Source organism: Streptomyces sp. NBC_00239 (assembly GCF_036194065.1).
Taxonomy (GTDB): Bacteria; Actinomycetota; Actinomycetes; order Streptomycetales; family Streptomycetaceae; genus Streptomyces.
In genome coordinates, this window is the sequence record NZ_CP108095.1 from 891751 (window position 1) to 912650 (window position 20900).

The window sequence follows — 20900 nt, forward strand, 5'->3', positions numbered from 1 at the left end:
GCCTCGGGCAGGATACGCACGTGCAGGCGACGGAACTGATCATGAGAGCGGGCGCGCTGGCCGCCCGCGGCCCCCGGCAGATCCTCGGCATCGCCGGGCCGCCCGGGGCCGGAAAGTCGACACTGGCCGCGCGGATCGCCGACGCGCTCGGGCCGGAGCGGGCCGTGGTGGTCCCGATGGACGGCTTCCACCTCGCCCAAGCAGAGCTGTCCCGGCTGGGACGCGCCGACCGCAAGGGAGCCCCGGACACCTTCGACGCGGCCGGGTACGCAGCACTGCTGCGCCGGCTGCGCGCAACGGGCGGGCCGGACGGACCGGCAGCACCGCGAGGCCCGGCGCGGCCGGACGGAGCGAACGAACGGCCCGGGACCACGGTGTACGCGCCCGCCTTCGACCGGTCCCTGGAGGAGCCGATCGCCGGCAGCATTCCCGTCGCCCCGTCGGTACCGCTGGTGATCACCGAAGGGAACTACCTGCTGCACGACGCGGCGGAGTGGGCGCCGGTACGGCCGCTCCTGGACGAGGCCTGGTACCTCGCGCCGGACGAGGGCCTGCGCGTGGGCCGGCTCGTCGAACGACACGTGCGCCACGGCAAGGACCCGGCGTACGCACGCGCCTGGGTGGCCCGGTCGGACGAGCCCAACGCCCGCCTCGTCGCCCGCGGCCGCGACCGCGCCGATCTCGTCCTCGACCCCGGCTGACCCCCGGCGCGCCGCGCGCCCCGCGGCCGTACCGCGGGTTCCGCAAGCGCGAGCTCAGGACAGCGGGTTGTGGCCGGGAGGAACCGCTTCGCCGCGGCCGACCGGCCCGGGCGGGGTGCCGTCGGCGCCGAAGGGGCGGCCGCCCAGGGCGGCCCGGCCGTGCGGCGCGAGCCAGCCGGTCGGGTCGGGGCCGTCCGGCACGATCCCGGTGGGGTTGATGTCGTCGTGCACGACGTAGTAGTGCCGTTTGACGTGCGCGAAGTCGACGGTGTCGCCGAAGCCGGGCGTCTGGAAGAGGTCCCGCGCGTACGCCCAGAGCACCGGCATCTCGGTGAGCTTCTGCCGGTTGCACTTGAAGTGGCCGTGGTAGACGGCGTCGAAGCGTACGAGCGTGGTGAACAGGCGTACGTCCGCCTCGGTGAGGGTGTCGCCGACCAGGTAGCGGGACCGTTCGAGGCGGGCGGAGAGCCAGTCGAGGGCGGCGAACAGCCGCGCGTACGCGTCCTCGTACGCCTCCTGGCTGCCGGCGAATCCGGCCTCGTAGACGGCGTTGTTGACGTCCCGGTAGACCCTGTCGTTCACGGCGTCGATCTGCGGCCGCAAGGCGGTCGGGTACAGCGCGGGCGCCCCGGGGCGGTGGTACCGCGTCCATTCCAGTGACATGTCCAGTGTGATCCGCGGGAAGTCGTTGGTCACGACCTGCCCGCTCGCGACGTCCACGATCGCCGGCACCGTGATCCCCCGGTCGTAGCCGGGGTCGCGCGCGAGGTAGGCGTCCCGGAGCCGCTCGATCCCGAGCACCGGGTCGCGTCCGCCGGGGTCGAGGTCGAAGGTCCAGCTGCGTTCGTCGTGCACGGGCCCCGCGACGGCCATCGGCAGGGCCTCCTCCAGCCCGAGGAGGCGCCGTACGATCACCGCCCGGCTCGCCCACGGACAGGCCCGGCTGACCACCAGGCGGTAGCGTCCCGGCTCCACGCGGTGGTCGTCACTCCCGTCGGCGGTGATCCGTGTGGTGATGTACCGGCTGTCGCGGGTGTACCCCTTGCCTGCGCTCACGTAGCTCACGACGCGCGCCTACCCGCAATCGTCCGCGGGATCCACCGCTCTGGGGCGCTGGGGCAACCAGCGCTCGAGGCACCGTCGGAGCCGGCGGCCGTCAGTCGCCGTTCGCGGAGAAGTGCTGGTAGTCCGGATCGGACCAGCGGGCGCCCCACTGCCAGCCGACCTCCTCGAAGGCCCTGGTCACGGCGTCGCCGGGGCGGATCATTCCGGGGGCGCCCCGGTCGCGGTCGAGGTGGGCCCGCCCGTGCGGAGGGTGGCACGTGCCGTTGCTGTCGACGTACGGGTTCTCGACGGGGTTGATGTCCACCGCGTCGCCCCAGGAGTGCCGGGAGACGCGGCGCTCGTCGCCCGTGACCGGGCGGCAGTTGAAGGCGGACGTGTTGTCGTCGGCCATGGACCTGTGGTCGCTGCCGTCGTACTCGGCCGTGACGCGCATCCGGCGGATCGGGAACCGGGCCTCGAAGGCCTTCCCGAAGACGTGGATCAGGGGGTCGACCGCGTCGCGGTGGGCGATCAGCTCCCCCTGGTGGATCTTGCCGTCGAAGCCCCAGTGGTTCATCCGGACCAGTCTGAGCAGCCCGGGCGGCACGGGACAGCCGGGCCGGTGGCTGGCCCCCAGTTTCGCGGCCGGGACGGCCGACACGCGGGCGGCGAGTTCCACCACCGGGTCCCCGGCCACCGCCAGGGACCTCGGTGCTGCTGCCTCCGGCACGCCGCTGGGCGGCACGTACACGCAGACCGCGGCCGTCAGGGTCAGGGCCACGGCTGCGAAGCGGTAGCGCACCCGTCCACCGTAGATCCGCCCGCGCCGCCCGGCACCACGAGCGCCCGTCAGTGGTGCCAGGCCTTGCCGCCCGTGTTGTGGATGAAGCGCTGGAGGACCTTGACGGTGGTCAGGTACTCCTCGTCCGAGATCCCCTCGTGCCGTTCCGCCCACAGGTCCGTCTGGACCGCGGCGGCCTTCTCGTAGAAGCGCGTGCCCTCCGCGGTGAGGTGCAGGAGGCCGGTCTCGTCCTCGGTGATCCAGCCCCGGGCGACGGTCGTGTCGATCTCCTCCTCCAGCGCCTCACGCCCGGTGTCGAGGTAGTTCCGGAGGATGCGCGACACCTCGGCCCGCGGCTTGGGCGTGTCGGCGCGGGCTGCCTGGGCGAGCACCCACCACTGCGGCTGGGTGGTCCCGATGTCGGCGAGCGCGGCGCGGGTGCGGTCGACGGTGGCCTTGCACGCGGCCCAGCTCCAGTACCCGATGGGCTGCTGGACGAGTTCCGTGTCGCTGTGGGTGTACGAGAAAGCCGAGGACATGGCCGGTCCCTTTCGGTCGGTCGACGAGCGGACAAACGGACAAGCGATGAACGGATTGGCCGTTGAGCGGTTCGAGATCGACCGTAGGAACTCAAGTGCGCTTGAGGTCAAGGGCACTCGGCGATGCCGTGCTCGGCGTGCTTGCCCTGCTCGCCCCGCTCGCTCAGGTCACCGGCTCGGGGGCCGGTACGGGCCCGGGCAGCGGCCCCGGCTGCGGGTGCGGATCCGGTCCCGGCGGCGGTGAGGGCTGAGGATCGGGTTCGGGCTGCGGGGGCGCCGGCGGCACCGGGTCGGGTCCCGGAGCGGGCACCGGCCCCGGTACCGGTCCGGGCTGGGGGCCGGGCCCCGGACCGGGCGGCGGAGTGGGACTGGGCGGTACGGGGTCGTTGGGAGGGGTGCCCATGTCCGCTGCGGGCCGTCGGAACTCGTCCGGCGGCCGCGGCGTGCGGGGCGGCGCGGGCCGGGGCACCGGCTCCGGCCCGGGTACGGGATCGGGCCGGGGAACGGGCGTCGGGACCGGCCGCGGCGTATGCGGAGGATCAGGGGTCCCGGGGGTCGATGCCATGGGTGCGTTCAGGTGCATGTGCGTCATGGAGGTTCCCGTCGTGCGGTGACAGTGCCTGTCTGCTGCGCGCCGGACCGCTCCCGTGCGGCCCGCGCCCGTCCTGCCCGTGCTCATTCGTTCGCCTTGTATTCGGCCGGTCCCTTCCACCGGGTCGCCTGTTCGCCCTGCTCATCGGATTCGGCCGACCGCTCCGCCGGACGTTCGACCGGCCGGTCGAGACGGCTGGCTTCGTCCGTGTCCGCGGCTCGCGTACCTCCGGGTTCACCGGCCGCACGGGAGGCGCGCGGCCTGACGTGTGGGGCGCGACGCTCGGCGTCGTCGCCGTGGCCCTCATCGTGGCCGTGGCCGTGGCCGTGCAGTGGTACGCCTCCGGCTCCGCCTTGGTCGTTCATGGCTCATCCCTTCCTGGCCCCGCTCGTCCTTGGCACCTGCTTGTCTGGCCCTGTCCCTGATCCGGTCCCGGACCCGACCTTGCCCCCTCATCGGCGCCTACCCCGCCCTGCCCCGCTCAGACGGACAACGGCCGCGCCGCCGGGGCCACGATCAGGCTGTCGACGACGGCGGCCAGACTGCCCGTGGCCGCGTGGACCGCACGCTGGCGACGCGCGCCGGTGCCCCGTCGGCGCAGCTCGTCCCACAGGGTGTGCGCGGCGTCCCGGTCCCCGGCCGCCGCCAGCCCGGGCGCCGCCCGTTCCAGAAGCCGTTCGACGAGATGGGCCGCGTGCCGTTCGCGCCCGCTCACCGGGTCGAGGCCGGGCCCGTCGAGCCCGTACGTCGCGGCCAGCTCGTGCGCTCTGAGCAGCCTGGCCGTCGAAGGCCGCGGCGGCGGCGCGCCCGCGTCCGCCTCGGCGAGCAGGGCTCCGGCGAGGCCTCGTACGAGTACGGCGGTCAGCACGACGGTGTCGAGGTCGGCGTTGACGTCGGAGACCCGGATCTCCAGGGTCGGCACGTGCTCGGAGGGCCGGGCGTGCCAGTACAGCATCCGCCGGTCGAGCAGGATTCCGGCGCCGACCAGCCCGTCCACGTACGCGAGGTACTGGCGCTCGTCGTCGAGCAGCGGTGGCGGTCCGACGGTGGGCCAGCAGGCGAAGGAGACCGAGCGCCAGCTCGCGCGGCCGGTGTCCCGGCCGCACACGAACGGCGAGTTGGCGGTGATCGACTGGATCACGGGCAGCCACGGTCGGATGTGGTTCGCGAGCGCCAGGGCCCGGCCCCGCTCCAGCGCGCCGACGTGCACATGGCAGCCGCAGACGAGGCCGTGCGGGCCGACCAGCGCGGCGTACCGGCAGGCCATCCGGCGGTACCGGTCGGTGTCGGTGACCGTCAGGGGATCGGAGGGAGGGATCACGGGGGTGCCGGAAGCGGCCGTCAGGCAGCCGGCCCGGTCCGCCGCCTCCGTCACCGTCCGCCGTAGCCGGAGCAGCTGCCTCCGCAGGTCCTCGCGGTCCGCGGTCGGCCGCGTGCAGACCTCGACCTGCGCGTTGTAGAACTCGCGCTGCACCTGCTCGCCGAGCTCGTCCGCGATCGCGGCGATGACCTGCGGGCCTCGGTTCACCGGCGCCCGGCTCTCCCGGTCGACGAGGTGGTATTCCTCCTCCACCCCCACGGTCAGTACGTCCATCGGACCTCCTCACACGTGCCGCCCGGCGCCTACCCGGCCGGGCCCCCGTGATTCCTCACGGCGCCACGTCTTCCGGGACCGGGTACGGGCCGCTGCGCGGCCACGGCCTTCCCGGACCGGCCGGCCCGCGGCTCTCCGGGCGGGTGCGGAAGGGGGCCGCTAAGGCTTGTTGGCCATGGCACCGAGGTACCGGTTGAGCTGTTTCAGCCGGGCCTCGATGCCTTGCGTGCAGCGCGAAAGGGCCTGGAGCTCGGTGATGGCCGCGAGCGCGCAGAGCACGGTCGCCCGGGCGGAGGGATCGGTCACCTCCTGGAGAGCGGCCCGCGCCTCGTCGGCGAGTTGTGCGGTGGAAGGGCCTGATCCGGCGTTCATTCTGTTCTCCCTTGTGGAGCAGAAGCCGAGTGTGAAAGCAGAAGCCGTCGGGTGCGCGGGGCGGAAGCCGATGTGGACGCCGACGCGGGCGCGCCGCGCCGGGCCGCGCCGTACTGGCACGGCCCGGCGCGCCGGCTCCGCGGGATCGGGCGGGAACCGCGGGAGCGTCGCGGGGTCAGGCCTTGCGCCGCTTCAGCGATTCGTCGATCTCCGCCATCGCCTGCTTGGCGTTGCCCTTGGCCTGGTCCATCTTGCCTTCGGCGGTCAGCCGATGGTCGTCGGTGGCCTTGCCGACGGCTTCCTTGGCCTTGCCCTTTGCCTTGTCCATACCGCCCTTGCCGGCCATGTCGTGGCCTCCGTTCCGCTCGTAGTGACGAGGACAGAATTCCGGCGGGTCCGACCGGCTCCCGGCGCCGCGCGCCGTACCGGCCGCCCCTCCACAGCCGCGCCTGCCCCGTTGTTCCGCGCGTAACCACAGCGCGGAACGGCACGCCGGCGTCCCGGTTCCCGCGCGAAGGACGACCTCCGGACGCCGACCAAGGCCGAGCTCTACGCGAAGGCCTCCGCGGCGAAACTCCCCGGCCGCTCCACCATGACCCGCGACCAGCTCGCCGAGGCGCTCGCCCGGGCGTCCCCGGTCCGTACGGGCACCACCGCCTGACCGCGCGGAGGCAGCCGGGGGAACGGGTGCCGACGGCAGCACGCCCGGGACAGGGCCCGCGCAGGCCGACGATTCCCGCGCATTCCCGCGCCGAATCGGGGCAGACGCGCGGTACGAGAACGGAGAAAAAGACATGATCGCACTCGGAATCATCCTGCTGATCCTCGGCTGGGCCCTCGGAATTTCGATCCTCTGGACCATCGGAATCATCCTTCTCGTCATCGGCGCAGTCTTGTGGATCCTCGGCTCCGTCGGTCACGCGGTCGGAGGGCGGCGCCATTACTGGTGAGAGGCACTTGCCGGTGAGACACGAAGACCCGCCGCCGCCGGCCGGCAGGTCGGCGTAGCCGCCCACGCGGCCTGAGCCCGACCGGCGCAGCCTGCCGACGCACCCCGCGCAGACACCAGCCCGCGCAGATCCCGGACGCCGTTCACACGGTTCGTCCGGGATCTGCGCGGGCCCTTACGCGCCTCGGCCGCGGCCGTCCGTCCGACGACCTCGGCCGCCCCCGCGCGGCGTGCACGGCCGCGGCCCGCGCGAAGCGCGACGATCACGGGGTTAGGCTCGGATCAAGCCGCAAGGAGATGGTGCGCATGTGTCGCTGGCTCGCCTACTCGGGATCGCCCCTGCTGCTCGACGCCCTGCTCTACCGTCCCGAGCATTCACTCATCAACCAGAGCCTCCATGCCCGGATGGGCGTCGAAACGACCAACGGCGACGGCTTCGGCATCGGCTGGTACAGCGGGGACGGGGACGGCACCCCGGCGATCTTCCGGGACATCGCGCCGGCCTGGAACAACCGCAACCTGCGCGAGCTGGCCGCGCACGTACGCTCGCCGCTGTTCTTCGCGCACGTGCGCGCCTCGACGGGCTCGGCCGTGCAGCAGACCAACTGCCACCCGTTCCGGCACGGCCGGTGGCTGTGGATGCACAACGGGGCCATCGCGGACTTCAACCGGCTCCAGCGGGACCTCTGCCTGGCCGTGGACCCGGCCCTCTTCCCGTACATCGAAGGGTCCACCGACTCCGAGGTGATGTTCTACCTGGCGGTCACCTTCGGGCTGGACCAGGACGTACCGGGCGCCGTGGCCAGGATGACGGGGCTCGTGGAGCGGCTCGGCAAGGAGCACGGCGTTCCGGAACCGCTCCAGATGACGGTGGCGGTCAGCGACGGCGTACGGCTGTGGGCCTTCCGCTACTCCAGCGGAGGCGCGTCGCGGTCGCTCTTCTACAGCACCCGGCCCGGGGCCGTCCGCCGCCTCCACCCGGACCTCGACTACCTCCGCGAGATCTCCGACGAATCCCGCATCGTGGTCTCCGAGCCGCTGGGAGACCTGCACGGCGTGTGGAACGAACTCCCCGAGGCCAGTTACACGGTGATCCCTTCCGGCCTCCAGGACTATCTGCCCTTCATCCCGGAACCGTAGGCCGACGGCCGCGAAGGACCGCCGACCGGCTGCCGGACGGCTCACCCGCCGTCCGCGGCCAGTGTGGACGCGAGGCGACCGAGCAGACCGGCCAGCTGCGCCCGCTCGTCCTCGCTGAGCCCGGCGAGCAGCCGGGCCTGGTTGTCGAGGTGCACGGCGATGAGCCGGTCGGTCAGGGCGACGCCCTCGGCGGTGAGGGTGATGAGGCGTCCGCGCGAATCGGCCTCGGTGACGGACCGGCCGACCAGGCCACGGGCTTCGAGCCGGTCGACGCGCTTGGTGATCGCGCCGGTGGTGACGAGGACGGTACGGCTGAGCTCGCCCGCGGACAGCGCGTACGGATCGCCCGCCCGCCGGAGCGCCGCGAGTACGTCGAAGTCGCCGCTGCCGAGGCCCGCGTCGCCGAAGGGCGGGCGCAGTCGCTGGTCGAGCGCGTCCGTGAGCCGGAAGAGCCGGCCGATGACGAGCATCGGTGTCGCGTCCAGGTCAGGGCGCTCGTGCTTCCACTGTTCAACGATGGCGGTGATCGCGTCGGCCTGCATGGCTTCCACTATATCTTCCGCGGATGATATATGTCTTCCATGGAAGATATCCTTGCCCTCCAGGCCCGGGACCAGGCCCCGTTGCCGGTCGTCTGCTACTTCGACCCCACCTGCCCCTTCGTCTGGGTCACCTCCCGCTGGCTGCTCGAAGTCGAGCGGCTCCAGCCGATCGACCTGCGCTTTCGCGTCATGAGCCTGTCCGTACTCAACGAGCACCGCGAACTGGAGCCCTGGTACCGGGAGTTCAACGACCGCGCCTGGGGACCCGCCCGGGTGTGCGCGGCCGCCGAGGCCCGCCACGGCAACGCGGTCCTGCGCGACCTCTACACCGCGCTCGGCAGCCGCCTGCACGTGGAGCGGAACAAGGACCACGACGCCGTCATAGCCGGGGCCCTGGAGGAAGTGGGGCTGCCCGCGTCCCTGGCCGGGGCCGCGCACACCGACGCGTTCGATGCCGCCCTGCGCGCCAGCCACCAAGGCGGACAGGACGCGGTCGGCGAGGAGGTCGGGACGCCCGTCGTCACCGTCGACGGCGCCGGCTTCTTCGGACCCGTCCTCACCTCCGTCCCGCGGGGCGAGGATGCGATCCGGCTGTTCCAGGCCACCCGGACGCTGGCCGGCATGGGTGCGTTCGCCGAGCTGAAGCGGGGCCGCGGTGCGCTCGACCTCCGCTGAACCCGGCACGGGCGGCGACAGGGGCACCGGGCCGGACCCCGGCACCGGCCCCGATCCAGGCGCCCTTCCAGGCATCGGTACGGGCACGGGTACCGGTACGGGCACCGGCAAGCCGGGCGTCCGCATCCGCCGGCGGCTCATCGGCGCGAGTCTGGTCGGTTCCGTCGGCGACGGCATCTACGTGCCCCTCACCCTGCTGTTCGTGCACGCGCTGACCGGCCTGTCGCTGACGTCGATCGGCGCGGGCCTGACGGTCGCCGGGCTCTGCGCGCTGGTCTTCATGCCGGCCGCGGGCGCCCTCATCGACCGGTTCGGCGGCCGGCGGGTCCTCATCGGCGTGCTCGCGATCCGGGCGGCCGGTTTCGCCGCGTACCCGTTCGTCGGCTCCTACCCCGGCTTCCTGCTGATCGCCTTGGTGGTCGCGGTGGGGATGTGGGCCTCCTCGCCGAGCCAGCACGCGCTCATCGGCGAGCTCTCCCAAGGCGCGGAACGCGACCGGCTGTTGGCGTGGGACCGCAGCCTGCGCAATGCCGGCATGGGGGTGGGCAGCCTGGCGGCGGCGGGCCTGCTGGCGGTGAACGGCAGCGACGGTTTCGTCAGCGCCGCCGTCGCACTCGCCGTGCTCTTCGCGAGCGCCGCGCTGCTGGTGGCGCGGATCCCGGCGGTCCGCGCCGGCACTGCCGGGCAGCCGGTGGGGACGCGGGGCGGGTACCGGCAGGTGCTCGCCGACCGGCCCTACCTCCTCGTCACGGCCGCCAACTTCCTGATCGCCTTCGGTTACACCACCCAGGCCATCGCCCTGCCGGTCTTCCTCACCCGCGACGTCGGCGTGCCCGACGCCCTGGCCGGGGCGGTGTTCGCGGTGAACACGGTGCTGGTCGCGGCCCTCGGGGTGCCCGCCACCCGCCTGACCCTGCGCGGCAGGCGCACCCGTACGGCGGCGTTCGGCGCACTGGTCTTCGCTCTCTCCTTCGCCGCGTTCGCGACCCTGCCGCACCTCGACGGCGGCGCCGGCGCCGTCGCCGCCGTACTGGCCGCCGCGGTGCTGTACACCGCCGGCGAGCTCATCCACTCCGCACCCTCGCAGGGCCTGTCGGTCCAGGCCGCCCCCGACCACCTCCGCGGCCGGTACCTGTCCGTCTACCAGCTGTCCTGGTCGCTCTGCCGAACCCTCGCGCCCGTACTGCTCGGCTTCCTGCTCGACGCCGGGCCGTGGCACCTGTGGGCGGTCCTGGCCTTCCTGGTCCTCACCGGCGCCGCGATCCTGCTCCACGCCGAACGGCACCTGCCCGCCCACGCCGTCAACGCCCGCCTGCGGCCGGCGGGCCGGCTCAGGTGAGGAGTTTCGCGAGCAGGGCCATCTCGGTGGGCGGGTCGACCACCGGCTGGATGAGGAGTTCGTCGACGCCGGCCCGTTCCAGGGTGGTGATGCGTGCGAGGAGGTCGTCGCGGGTGCCGACCAGGGCCAGGGCGTTCATCAGCGAGGGCAGCACCAGGTCCCGGTCCTGCGGTGCGATGCGTCCGAGGTAGTTGGGGTAGAGCTTGGTGTGCCGGTCCGGGGCGGTGGCGGTGGTGCCGCGCCGGTCGAGGAGCCGCCGCACCGCCTCGCGTTCCTCGGGACCGAGTTGCTCGGCGACGGCGGGTGTGTCGGCGGCCGTGTCGGCGGCGAAGGCCAGCAGCGACAGGACGAGGTGGCCCGTCGCGTCCCGGGCCGCGTCGCCGTGGGGGTCCTCGTTCCCGTCGAGGAGGTGGAGCGCGGTGACCACGTAGGAGTCCGTGCGGGAGTCGGGATCGCGGGGCGTGTCCTGGGCGGCGCGTCGGCGGGTGTCGTGCAGCGCGCGCCAGGCGGTGGGGTCCAGCAGGCCGAAGGAGATGAGGCCGGTGCCGAGGCGGCCGGCGACGGCGGCGGCCTTGGGCCCGAGCAGCGCGGCCACGACGAACTCGATCGGGTCGGCGGTGTTCACGTGCGCCCCGGCGTGCAGGAACCGGATGTCGCGGACCCGGTCACCTTCGCGGTACTCGGACGAACGCCCCGCGCACAGGTCCTGCAGTGCGACGGTGAAGTCCTCGAGCCGGGCCGCCGTGGTCGGCCGCATGCCCAGGGCGCGCCGGGCGGTGTTTCCGGTGCCGACTCCGCAGATGATCCGGCCCGGTGCCAGGGCGTTGAGGCTGGCGAGCCCGCTCGCGGCGGCCGGGGCCGAGCGCAGCGCCGGTGAGGTCACGCCGATGCCGAGCCTGATGCGGCTGGTGGCCTTCGCGCACAGGCTCAAGGCGACGAAGGGGTCGCCGTGGACCATCGGGGTGTCATTGACCCAGAAGCTGTCCAAGCCCAACTCCTCGGCCCGCACCGCGAGTTCCTCCACACCGGGCTGCGCGGCCACGACGACACCTGCACGCATCAAAACCTCCGAGGTGTGAGGATCGAATCGACCCTGCCCAGCATGGCAGGTACCGGCGCAGCACGGCGTCCGCGGCACAGGCCGGCGCGCGCTCATGAGCGCCGTCACATGTTCTTCATGCCCTGTGCATGGTCCGGGTGCGGTTCGCCTGCCGATGATCGGCTGAACCCCCGCAGCCGCCTCCAAAGGAGCAGACACCCATGTCCAGCCGCCGTACCTTCCTGGCCGGTTCGACCGCCGTGCTCGGTCTGACCACCGCCACCGCCACCGTCACCGGGTCGGAGCGGGCGGCGGCCGCGGTGGCGGTCCCGGAGGCGGGGGACGGCCAGGTCGGCCGGCCGCCGAACTTCGTCGTCGTCCTCGCCGACGACCTCGGCTACGGTGAACTCGGCGCCTACGGACAGAAGCTGATCACCACGCCCCGCCTGGACCGGCTCGCCGCCGAGGGACTGCGCTTCACCGACGCGTACTCCACCGCCGCCGTGTGCGCACCCTCCCGTTGCTCCCTGCTGACCGGACTGCACACCGGCCACGCCACGGTGCGCGCCAACCCCTCGTCCGGAGGCCAGGGTTCACTCACCGCCGCCGACACCACCTTCGCCCAGGTGCTCCGGGCCCGCGGCTACCGGACCGCAGTGATCGGCAAGTGGGGCTTCGGACCGGAGACGGCCGGTCAGGACAGCCATCCGGCCGCCCGTGGGTTCGAGGAGTTCCACGGCTACATCACCCACGGCCACGCCCACGAGTACTACCCCGAGTACCTGTGGCACAACGACGCCAAGGAGCCCATCCCGGCCAACGCCGGCGGCGCGAAGGCCGTCTACGCCCCGGACCTGCTGGAGCAGCACGCCCTGGAGTTCATTGACGCCCACGCCGACGAACCGTTCCTGCTGCTGCTCACCCCGAACGTGCCGCACGCACCCAGCGACGTCCCCGACACCAGCGCGTACGCCGGCACCGGCTGGACGGCCGCGAACAAGGGCCACGCGGCCCAGGTGAGCTACTTCGACGCACTGGTCGGCAAGGTGGTCGACAGGCTCCGCGCCCGCGGGCTGGAGCAGGACACCGTCGTCCTCGTCACCAGCGACAACGGCCCCCACGAGGAGGGAGGGGTCAACCCCGACCTGTTCGACGCGAACGGCCCGCTGCGCGGCTACAAGCGCAACCTCTACGAGGGCGGGGTACGGGTCCCGCTGATCGCCTGGGGCCCCGGCCGCGTCAGGCAGGGCACCAGCGACCGCCCGACGCCGCTCACCGACGTGCTTCCCACCCTGGCCGAGCTCGGCGGCGCCCCCTCCCCCACCGATGTGGACGGCCTGTCCGCCGCTCCGCTGCTCGCAGGCAGCGCCGACTCGGCGCGCCACGGACACCTGTACTGGTTCCGCGACGAGTGGGGCGTCACCAGCCGGGCCAACGCGCAGGACAACAAGCGCGCCACGTGGCTGGCCGAGGCGGTCCGCCGGGACAACTGGAAGGCCGTCCGCTTCGCCCCCGAGCGGGACCACGGCCTCCCCGACGACAAGTGGCAGGTGGAGCTGTACGACTTGGCCACCGATCCCGGCGAGACGCGCAACGTCGTCGACAAGCACGCGTCCAAGGCCGGCGAACTCGTGGCGCTGATGCGCTCCTCCTGGCAGGACGCCTATCCCCGCACACCGTTCGGCACGCGGCTCACGCTGCCCGGGCTCGCCGTCCCCGGTGAGGCGTTCACCGTGACCGCCACGCTGGACAACGGCTCCGCGCGGGCCTGGACCAACGCCTCGCTCGCCCTGCGCGCCCCCACCGGCTGGACCGTGGCCCCCGCCTCCCCGGCCACGGCGGACCAGCTCGCCGCCGGCGGTCGCCTCACCACCTCCTGGCAGGTGACCCCGCCCGCGCACACCGCCCCGGCCACCACGTGGGCCCTGACCGCGGAAGGCGCCGCCGAGACGCCGTCCGGGCCGGTCCGCTACCCGGCGACGGCCACCCTCCCGACCCCGCCGGCCGCTCCCGTCCGCGACTCGTACCTCTCCGACCTCACCTGGATCAGCGCCGCCAACGGCTGGGGACCGGCGGAGCGCGACGCCTCCAACGGCAAGAACGCCGCCGGCGACGGCCCGCCGATCTCCTTCGGCGGTACGACGTACCCCAAGGGCCTGGGGGTCCACGCGCCCAGCGACATCGCCTACCACCTCGGCGGCGCCGCCGTCCGGTTCACTTCTCTGGTCGGCATCGACGACTTCTCCGCCAAGCAGAGCAGCGCGGGTGCCACCCGCGCCAAGGTCTACGGCGACGACCGCCTGCTGCTGACCACGCCCACGCTCACCGCGGCCACCGGCCCGGTCCGCGTCGACCTGGACGTCCGCGGGGTGCGTGTCCTGCGGCTCGTGGTCGAGGACGCCAACAACCGCACGTCCTTCGACCACACCTCCTGGGCCCTGGCCCACGTCACGGTGAGCTGAGCACCGTCCGGCACGCGGGCCGGGGGCCGGGGGCGGGGGGCCGGGGGGCTGGGGACTGGGGGCCGTTCATGGCCGCCTCGTCGTCCAGCATGTGGGCGCCGCAGTGGCGGATCTCGCCACTCAACCCGCGAAGCCGCAGGTCAGAGCGGTGAACGGGGACGTGTGGGTGGCGCAATACTGTGGCAACACCACCGGGACCGCTCTGCCGGTACGTTCCCTTCCATGCCAGCCGAACCCGCCCCCGCCGCCCGACCGGTCGCCGCCGCGCGCCGCCGACGGCTGCGTGCGGACCAGGCCCGGCAGCTCGCCGACCTGCTGCGCCACCAGATCCTGGCCGGCGGCTTCCCCGGCGGCGTCCTCCCTCTGGAGAACGCCATCGCCGCCGACTACCGGACCAGCCGCAACACCGTCCGGCAGGCACTGGACCTGCTGCGCGGCGAGCAGCTCATCGACCGGCAGCCCGGCGTCGGCACCGTGGTGGTGTGCGAGAAGTACCCGCACGGCCTGAACCGCCTCCAGGGCCTGGCGGAAACGCTGCACGAGCACGGCCGGGTGACGAACGAGGTCCGTACCGTCGGACCCGTCACCGCCCCGGGCCCGGTCGCCCACCGGCTCGGCCTGCCCGAGCACACCGATGTGCTCTGTATCGAGCGGCTGCGCCGCCTGGGCGGTCTGCCCCTGTCCCTCGACCTGTCCTACCTGCCCATGGACGTGGGCGGCGAACTTCTCGGCTGCGACCTGGAGAACACGGACCTGTTCCGGCTCCTGGAGTCACTGACCGGTGGCCCTCTGGGCCATGCCGAGATCACGCTGGAGGCCGTCAACGCCGACGCGCACTCCGCCGCCGTGCTCGAGGCCCCCCGCGGGGCCGCCGTACTGATGCTGGAACGGCTGACCCGGCTGCCCGACGGCCGGCCGGTGGACCTGGAATTCATCCGGTTCCGAGGCGACCGCATCACGATGAGCGGTGTGCTGCACCGCTCCCTCTGAGTCCCGGGGTCCCTGAGTCCCCGGGCCCCTGAGTCCCCGGGCTCCTGAGCCCTTCCCTGCCCTCCCCCCCTCGTGTTCCCCGCCCTCTCGGGCCCTTGGAGACCACCATGCCCCTTGTTCCGCAGCGCGCCGACGTGCCCGTGACCATCGACGAATCCAAGTGCATCGACGGGTGCACGCTCTGCGTCGACATGTGTCCGCTCGACTCCCTCGCGATCCGCGAGGACAACGGCAAGGCGTACATGCACGTGGACGAGTGCTGGTACTGCGGCCCGTGCGCGGCCCGCTGCCCCACCGGCGCGGTCACCGTCAACATGCCCTACCTGCTCCGGTGAAAGGCCGAACTCCCATGAACAGCCACAGACTCCGTCTTCGCCCGCTCCTCCCGCTCGCCGTGCTGCTCACGCTGACCGCCGCCTGCGGCACCTCGGCAGGCGCCGACGGCGGGTCCTCCCCCAAGACGGTCACGGTGACCGTCGGCTACCAGTCGAAGACCATCAACACCGTGACCGCCGGCACCCTGCTGCGCTCCCTCGGCTACTTCGAGGAGGAGCTCAAGGCCCGCGGGAAGAAGGACGGCACCACCTACGAGGTCGAGTGGCAGGACTACGCGACCGGCGCCCCGATCACCGCCCAGATGACCGCCGGGAAGGTCGACATCGGCTCGATGGGCGATTTCCCGCTGCTGATCAACGCGGTCCGCGGCAAGCAGCTCAAGCAGCCGACCCGGCTGGTCTCGATCACCGGCTACAACCTGCGCGGCGGGCTGAACACCGTGGTGACGGCCCCCGGTTCGGCGATCCGGTCGCTGGCCGACCTGCGCGGCAAGCGGGTGTCCACCAGCGTCGGCTCGGCCGCCGACGGCACCCTGGTCCGGGCCCTCCAACGAGCGGGAGTCGACGCCGGCAAGGACATCCACAAGCTCAACCAGCAGCCCAGTGTGGGTGCTTCGGCCCTGGCGGCGGGCAGTGTGGACGCGCTCTCCCAGTTCGTCGCCTGGCCCGGCCAGCTGGCCTTCGAAGGGCGCGCCACGGCCCTCTACGACGGGGCGGAACTGAACCTGCCGACCTTCCACGGCGTCACGGTCAGGGAGAAGTTCGCCGAGGAACGGGCCGGGGTCCTCGACGACTTCCTCAAGGCGCAGCGGCGGGCCACCGACTACCTCCGCGAGCAGCCGGTCGCCGCCGCCGAGTCGGTGGCCGAGGAGACGGGGCTGCCGGCCGAAGTGGTCTACCTCTACAACGGCGCCAACGGCATCGCCACCTTCGACCCGGAGCTCCGACCGGAGCTCATCGCCGCGCTGAAGGAGGACGTTCCGGTGCTCAAGTCGGCCGCGCTGCTGGGCGACGTCGACGTGGACGCCTTCGTAGACCCGGCACCTCTGAAGCGGGCCGTGCGGGCCCCGGCCTACCCGAAGGCGGGTGCGGTCAAGCCCGAACTGTGGCTGAAGGGCCAGAGCACCACCCGCACCTTCGACAGCCCCAAGGAGCTGCTGAAGGCCGCCAAGGGCGCCGACGTACGGGCCGCGTACGTCCCCGATGCGCTGACCGGCACCCTCTGGTTCGCCGACAGAGCGGTGTGGGTGGCGGACGGCGCCGAGCTGCGCGCGTTCGTCACCCCGGCGAGTGCGCAGCGGTACGTCGGCGCTCATGCCGGGGCACGGATCATCCGCTACGCGGACGCCGTGGGTCTCGCGTCATGACCACGGGCCGCCGGCTGCTGCGCGCCGCCTCGCTGGGCGCGGCCCTCGGGCTCTGGCAGCTGCTGACCTCCATGGACGTCAACCTGTGGCTGCGGTTCGAGCAGTTCCCGACGGTGGGCGAGGTGGCCCCCGCCTTCGCCGACCGCGTCGGCACCGGCCCGTACCGGCAGGACCTGGGCCACAGCCTCCGCCGGATCGTGGTGGGCTTCCTGCTCGCCGCGGTGCTCGGGGTGGCGGCCGGCACGGCGATCGCCCGGTCCCGGTGGGCGGCCGACCTGCTGGGCCCGCTGGTGGAGGTGGTGCGGCCGGTGCCGGCCATCGCCCTGGTCCCGGTGGCCATCCTGCTCCTGCCGACGAACGAGCAGGGCATCGTGTTCATCACCTTCACCGCCGCCTTCTTCCCGGTGGTGGTGTCGACCCGGCACGCGGTCCGGGCACTCACCCCGGTCTGGGAGGAGGCGGTGCTGACCATGGGAGGCGGCCGCTTGCGGGTGCTGTTCTCCGTGGTGCTGCCGGGCGCCCTGCCGGGCATCTTCGGCGGCCTCTCGGTCGGCATCGGCGTCTCGTGGATCTGCGTGATCTCCGCGGAGATGATCTCCGGCGAGTACGGAGTGGGTTACCGCACCTGGCAGGACTACACGATCGTCGACTACCCGGGGGTCTTCGTCGGCATGGCCACCATCGGAGCCCTCGGATGGCTCACCTCGACCGCGGTGGAACTCCTGGGCCGCCGCGCCACCGCCTGGCTTCCGCGCCCGGCCGGGCGGGGAGCCGTCGGGGCACGGCGTCCGACGGCGCTCCGCGGCGGCCGTCGCACCTCGGCCCACGGCGGCGCCACGCCCGCGGCCACGCACGCTGCGCCCCTGACCACCGTTGCCCGGAAGGAGCCGGTCCCGTGACCACCGCGACCCTGCCCGCCGCGCCCCCGACGACCGGGGCCGCACTCGCCCTGGAGGACGTACGGCTCGGCCACACGGACGGCGCCGCCCTGCCGGGCACCGTCACCCTGCACGTCGCACCGGGCGAACTCCTGGCCGTGGTCGGTCCGTCCGGCTGCGGGAAGTCCACCCTGCTGCGCACCATCGCCGGGCTGCTGCCCCCACTGGACGGCCAGGTCACTCAGGACGGCGAGACGATCGCCCGGCCCGCCGCCGACCGCGCGCTGGTCTTCCAGGAGGACGCCCTGCTGCCCTGGCGCACCGTGCGCGCCAACGTGGAACTTCCCCTGGCGATACGCCGGGTCCCCCGGGCCGAGCGGCGGCGGTCCGCGGCCGACTGGCTGGACCGCGTCGGTCTGGCCGGCCACGCCCACAAGCTCCCGCACCAACTGTCCGGCGGCCAGCGGCAGCGCGTCCAACTGGCCCGGGCCCTGGCCGGCCGGCCCCGCGCGGTCCTGATGGACGAACCGTTCGGCGCGCTCGACGCGCACACCCGCGCCGAGATGCAGGACCTCCTGGTGGACATCCTGCGCGGCACGGGCGCGACCGTCGTCTTCGTCACCCACGACGTGGACGAGGCGCTCCACCTCGGAGACCGGGTCGTGCTGCTGGGCACCGGCGAGGTGCTGGACGTACCGCACCCGCGCGAGCGCGACGCACAGCACGCCCCCGGCACCGCCGAGCTGCGCCGCCACATCCTCGAATCCCTCTGAAAGGCACCTCCTGTGGAGACCCCGGTGGACACTCCCCTGACCGTTCCCGCCGTCGCCGACGCGACCGAACTGTCCTGTGACGTCCTCGTCATCGGCGGCGGGACCGCCGGCACCATGGCCGCGCTGACCGCGGCCGAGCGCGGTGCGCAGGTGCTGCTGCTGGAGAAGGCGCACGTACGGCACTCCGGCGCGCTGGCCATGGGCATGGACGGGGTCAACAACGCGATCATCCCGGGCCGGGCCGAACCCGACGACTACGTGGCCGAGATCACCCGCGCCAACGACGGGATCGTCGACCAGTCCACGGTCCGGCAGACGGCGACCCGCGGTTTCGCGATGGTGCAGCGCCTGGAGTCGTACGGGGTGAAGTTCGAGAAGGACGAGCACGGCGAGTACGCGGTTCGCCAGGTCCACCGGTCGGGCTCGTACGTGCTGCCGATGCCGGAGGGCAAGGACGTCAAGAAGGTCCTCTACCGGCAGCTGCGGCGCCGCGAGATGCGCGAGCGGATCCGCATCGAGAACCGGGTCATGCCGGTCCGGGTGCTCACCCACCCGGACGACGGCCGGGCGATCGGGGCGGCCGGATTCAACACCCGCACCGGGGAGTTCGTCACGGTGAGGGCGGGTGCAGTGGTCCTTGCGACGGGGGCGTGCGGCCGGCTCGGGCTGCCCGCCTCCGGGTACCTGTACGGGACGTACGAGAACCCGACGAACGCGGGCGACGGCTACGCCATGGCCTACCACGCCGGGGCGGCGCTCACCGGGATCGAGTGCTTCCAGATCAACCCGCTGATCAAGGACTACAACGGGCCGGCCTGCGCGTACGTCGTGAACCCGTTCGGCGGGTACCAGGTGAACCGGCACGGCGAGCGGTTCGTGGAGTCGGACTACTGGTCGGGGCAGATGATGGCCGAGTTCGCGGCCGAACTGGCCTCCGACCGGGGCCCGGTGTACCTCAAGGTCAGCCACCTGCCCGAGGAGACCGTCGCCGCCGTCGAATCGATCCTGCACACGACGGAGCGGCCCACCCGCGGCACGTTCCACCAGGGGCGGGGCCACGACTACCGCACCCACGACATCGAAATGCACATCTCGGAGATCGGGCTGTGCGGCGGCCACTCCGCCTCCGGGGTACGGGTGGACGCGCAGGCCCGCACCACCGTGCCCCGGCTGTACGCGGCCGGCGACCTGGCCTGCGTACCGCACAACTACATGATCGGCGCGTTCGTCTACGGGGACCTGGCCGGCGAGGACGCGGCCCGGTACCGGGCGTACCGGGGCGAGCTGCCCCGGGAGCAGCTCGCCGCCGCCCACGAGCTCGTCTACCGGCCGCTGCGCAACCCGGACGGGCCGCCGCAGCCGCAGGTGGAGTACAAGCTGCGGCGGTTCGTCAACGACTACGTGGCGCCGCCGAAGTCGGGGGCGAAGCTGTCCCTGGCGGTGGAGGCGTTCACGCGGATGTCCGGGGAGATCGCCGGGATGGGGGCGCGGACCCCGCACGAGCTGATGCGGTGCGCGGAGGTGAGCTTCATCCGGGACTGCGCGGAGATGGCCGCCCGGGCTTCGCTCGCCCGCACCGAGTCCCGGTGGGGCCTGTACCACGAGCGGCTGGACCACCCGGAGCGCGCTGACGCCGACTGGCTCCACCACCTCGACCTGCGCAAATCCGCGTCCGGAGCGATGGAGTTCACCGCGCGACCCGTCGAGCCGTACGCGGTCCCGGTGCCGGAGTTCGCCCCGGCGCCGGGACCGGAGCGCCTGCTGGGCGAGGTCGCACTGGTACCGGTGGCCACGGCCGGCCCCCGGGACGCCGCGCCTGCCGCCCGCCCGGCCGCACCCGCCACCGCACCGGCGACGCCCACGCCGGCCGGGACTCCGGATCCCTCCGCGCCTCACCCCGCCCTTCTCCGCCTGCTCACCCTCGCCGAGGAGTCCCCCGACCTGGACGCGCTCCGTCCCTACCTGGCGGACGACGATCCCGGGGTGCGGGCCGCCGCCGTCGCCGCCCTCGGCGAGACCCTGCCGGCCGGCGCCGGCCCCGCGCTCGCCGCGTGCCTGCGGGACACCGCACCCCGGGTCCGGGCCGCTGCCGCGGCCACGCTGCGCGAGCTCGCCGAGGTGCTGCCCGCCGGAGCGGAGCTGGGGGACGGGCTGCGGGCGGCCCTGGGCGTGGACGACCCGGCCGTGCGCGCCGCCGCGCTCGACGTGCTCCGGACGCTGCGGCTGGGCGACGCCGGGGTGTACGCCGCCGCGCTGGCCGACCGCGACATCGACGTCCGCGCCACCGCCGTACGCGGCCTGGTCTCCGTGGACGCGGTGCCGGAACTGGCGGCGGCGGCCGCCGACCCGGCCCGCGAGGTCCGGACCGCGGTGGCCCGCGGCCTCGCGGCCGTGCACGCCCCGGCGCCGGCACCACTCGACCCGCTGATCGCCGACCCCGACCCGCTGGTCCGGGCCGCCGCCCTGGGTGCGCTGGCCACCACCGGATGCCCGCCCGCGTACGCCGCGCGGGCCAGGGCGGCGCTCGCCGACCCCGCGTGGCAGGTACGGGCCGGCGCCGCCACCGCCCTCCGCTCCGCCCCGTCCGCCGAGGCGGTCCCCGCGCTCGCCAGGACCCTGGCCGATCCGAACGCGGATGTCCGCAAGGCCGCCGTCCTCTCCCTCCTCTCCCACCGCTCCGTCCCCGAAGCCCGCACCGCCCTCGCCGCGGCCACCACCGACCCTGACGCCGACATCCGCGCCTACGCGTCCCGCGCGGCCTCCTGACCCACGGGGCAGGGGTCCGGGC

At 73.4% G+C, this 20900-nt stretch carries 20 protein-coding genes; 12 read left to right on the forward strand and 8 right to left on the reverse strand.

From position 1 onward, the window contains the following. Positions 1-41 precede the first annotated feature (41 nt). On the forward strand, positions 42-701 hold the full coding sequence (locus tag OG764_RS04045) for a nucleoside/nucleotide kinase family protein (RefSeq protein WP_443056179.1): 660 nt from the start codon (positions 42-44) through the stop codon (positions 699-701). Between the two features lie 54 nt (positions 702-755). On the opposite strand, the gene OG764_RS04050 is transcribed toward OG764_RS04045, so the two are convergent. The 6 genes from OG764_RS04050 to OG764_RS04075 form a co-directional block, all read right to left on the reverse strand. Then, positions 756-1766 carry a glutathione S-transferase family protein gene (locus OG764_RS04050; RefSeq protein ID WP_443055847.1) on the reverse strand — a complete coding sequence of 337 codons (1011 nt, stop codon included), beginning with the start codon at positions 1764-1766 and terminating at the stop codon, positions 756-758. A 91-nt stretch (positions 1767-1857) separates the two neighbouring features. After that, entirely contained in the window at positions 1858-2547 is a 690-nt protein-coding gene (locus OG764_RS04055) for a M15 family metallopeptidase (protein WP_328966986.1), read from the reverse strand. A gap of 47 nt (positions 2548-2594) precedes the next feature. Next, complete coding sequence (locus OG764_RS04060; RefSeq protein WP_328966987.1) at positions 2595-3065, reverse strand: MarR family winged helix-turn-helix transcriptional regulator; 471 nt, start codon at positions 3063-3065, stop codon at positions 2595-2597. A 1073-nt stretch (positions 3066-4138) separates the two neighbouring features. Next, complete coding sequence (locus OG764_RS04065) at positions 4139-5251, reverse strand: carboxylate-amine ligase (RefSeq protein ID WP_328966988.1); 1113 nt, start codon at positions 5249-5251, stop codon at positions 4139-4141. Between the two features lie 159 nt (positions 5252-5410). After that, positions 5411-5623 (reverse strand): hypothetical protein, encoded by a 213-nt coding sequence (locus OG764_RS04070; protein ID WP_328966989.1) that lies wholly within the window; start codon positions 5621-5623, stop codon positions 5411-5413. Positions 5624-5798: 175 nt separating this feature from the next. Next, positions 5799-5969 carry a CsbD family protein gene (locus tag OG764_RS04075; protein WP_328966990.1) on the reverse strand — a complete coding sequence of 57 codons (171 nt, stop codon included), beginning with the start codon at positions 5967-5969 and terminating at the stop codon, positions 5799-5801. 448 nt (positions 5970-6417) lie between these two features. Between OG764_RS04075 and OG764_RS04080 the strand changes: the two genes are divergently transcribed. Both OG764_RS04080 and OG764_RS04085 read left to right on the forward strand, forming a co-directional pair. Continuing rightward, on the forward strand, positions 6418-6573 hold the full coding sequence (locus tag OG764_RS04080) for a DUF6131 family protein (RefSeq protein WP_328966991.1): 156 nt from the start codon (positions 6418-6420) through the stop codon (positions 6571-6573). Between the two features lie 305 nt (positions 6574-6878). Beyond that, entirely contained in the window at positions 6879-7712 is an 834-nt protein-coding gene (locus OG764_RS04085; protein WP_328966992.1) for a class II glutamine amidotransferase, read from the forward strand. A gap of 41 nt (positions 7713-7753) precedes the next feature. On the opposite strand, the gene OG764_RS04090 is transcribed toward OG764_RS04085, so the two are convergent. After that, positions 7754-8254: a MarR family winged helix-turn-helix transcriptional regulator gene (locus OG764_RS04090; protein ID WP_328966993.1), complete on the reverse strand. Its 501-nt coding sequence runs from the start codon at positions 8252-8254 to the stop codon at positions 7754-7756. Positions 8255-8293: 39 nt separating this feature from the next. Between OG764_RS04090 and OG764_RS04095 the strand changes: the two genes are divergently transcribed. After that, positions 8294-8929: a mycothiol-dependent nitroreductase Rv2466c family protein gene (locus OG764_RS04095; protein ID WP_328966994.1), complete on the forward strand. Its 636-nt coding sequence runs from the start codon at positions 8294-8296 to the stop codon at positions 8927-8929. Further along, complete coding sequence (locus OG764_RS04100) at positions 8910-10268, forward strand: MFS transporter (protein ID WP_328966995.1); 1359 nt, start codon at positions 8910-8912, stop codon at positions 10266-10268. Before OG764_RS04095 ends, OG764_RS04100 begins: the two co-directional genes overlap by 20 nt. Here OG764_RS04100 and OG764_RS04105 read toward each other — a convergent pair. Then, positions 10261-11328 carry an LLM class flavin-dependent oxidoreductase gene (locus OG764_RS04105; RefSeq protein ID WP_328966996.1) on the reverse strand — a complete coding sequence of 356 codons (1068 nt, stop codon included), beginning with the start codon at positions 11326-11328 and terminating at the stop codon, positions 10261-10263. The genes OG764_RS04100 and OG764_RS04105 overlap by 8 nt on opposite strands. 200 nt (positions 11329-11528) lie before the next feature. On the opposite strand from OG764_RS04105, the gene OG764_RS04110 reads away from it, so the two are divergent. From OG764_RS04110 to OG764_RS04140, 7 genes are all read left to right on the forward strand, one after another. Then, on the forward strand, positions 11529-13769 hold the full coding sequence (locus OG764_RS04110; RefSeq protein ID WP_328966997.1) for a sulfatase-like hydrolase/transferase: 2241 nt from the start codon (positions 11529-11531) through the stop codon (positions 13767-13769). A gap of 222 nt (positions 13770-13991) precedes the next feature. Then, entirely contained in the window at positions 13992-14759 is a 768-nt protein-coding gene (locus tag OG764_RS04115) for a GntR family transcriptional regulator (protein ID WP_328966998.1), read from the forward strand. A gap of 107 nt (positions 14760-14866) precedes the next feature. Continuing rightward, the gene (locus OG764_RS04120) at positions 14867-15094 is read left to right on the forward strand and encodes a 4Fe-4S dicluster domain-containing protein (protein ID WP_125741086.1); all 228 of its coding nucleotides are present in this window, start codon (positions 14867-14869) and stop codon (positions 15092-15094) included. Positions 15095-15108: 14 nt separating this feature from the next. Next, positions 15109-16461: an ABC transporter substrate-binding protein gene (locus tag OG764_RS04125; protein ID WP_328966999.1), complete on the forward strand. Its 1353-nt coding sequence runs from the start codon at positions 15109-15111 to the stop codon at positions 16459-16461. Next, positions 16458-17360: an ABC transporter permease gene (locus tag OG764_RS04130; RefSeq protein ID WP_328967000.1), complete on the forward strand. Its 903-nt coding sequence runs from the start codon at positions 16458-16460 to the stop codon at positions 17358-17360. The genes OG764_RS04125 and OG764_RS04130 overlap by 4 nt, the downstream gene beginning before the upstream one ends. After that, positions 17357-18112 carry an ABC transporter ATP-binding protein gene (locus OG764_RS04135; RefSeq protein ID WP_328967001.1) on the forward strand — a complete coding sequence of 252 codons (756 nt, stop codon included), beginning with the start codon at positions 17357-17359 and terminating at the stop codon, positions 18110-18112. Before OG764_RS04130 ends, OG764_RS04135 begins: the two co-directional genes overlap by 4 nt. A 36-nt stretch (positions 18113-18148) precedes the next feature. Next, on the forward strand, positions 18149-20878 hold the full coding sequence (locus OG764_RS04140) for a fumarate reductase/succinate dehydrogenase flavoprotein subunit (RefSeq protein WP_443056180.1): 2730 nt from the start codon (positions 18149-18151) through the stop codon (positions 20876-20878). Positions 20879-20900 lie beyond the last annotated feature (22 nt).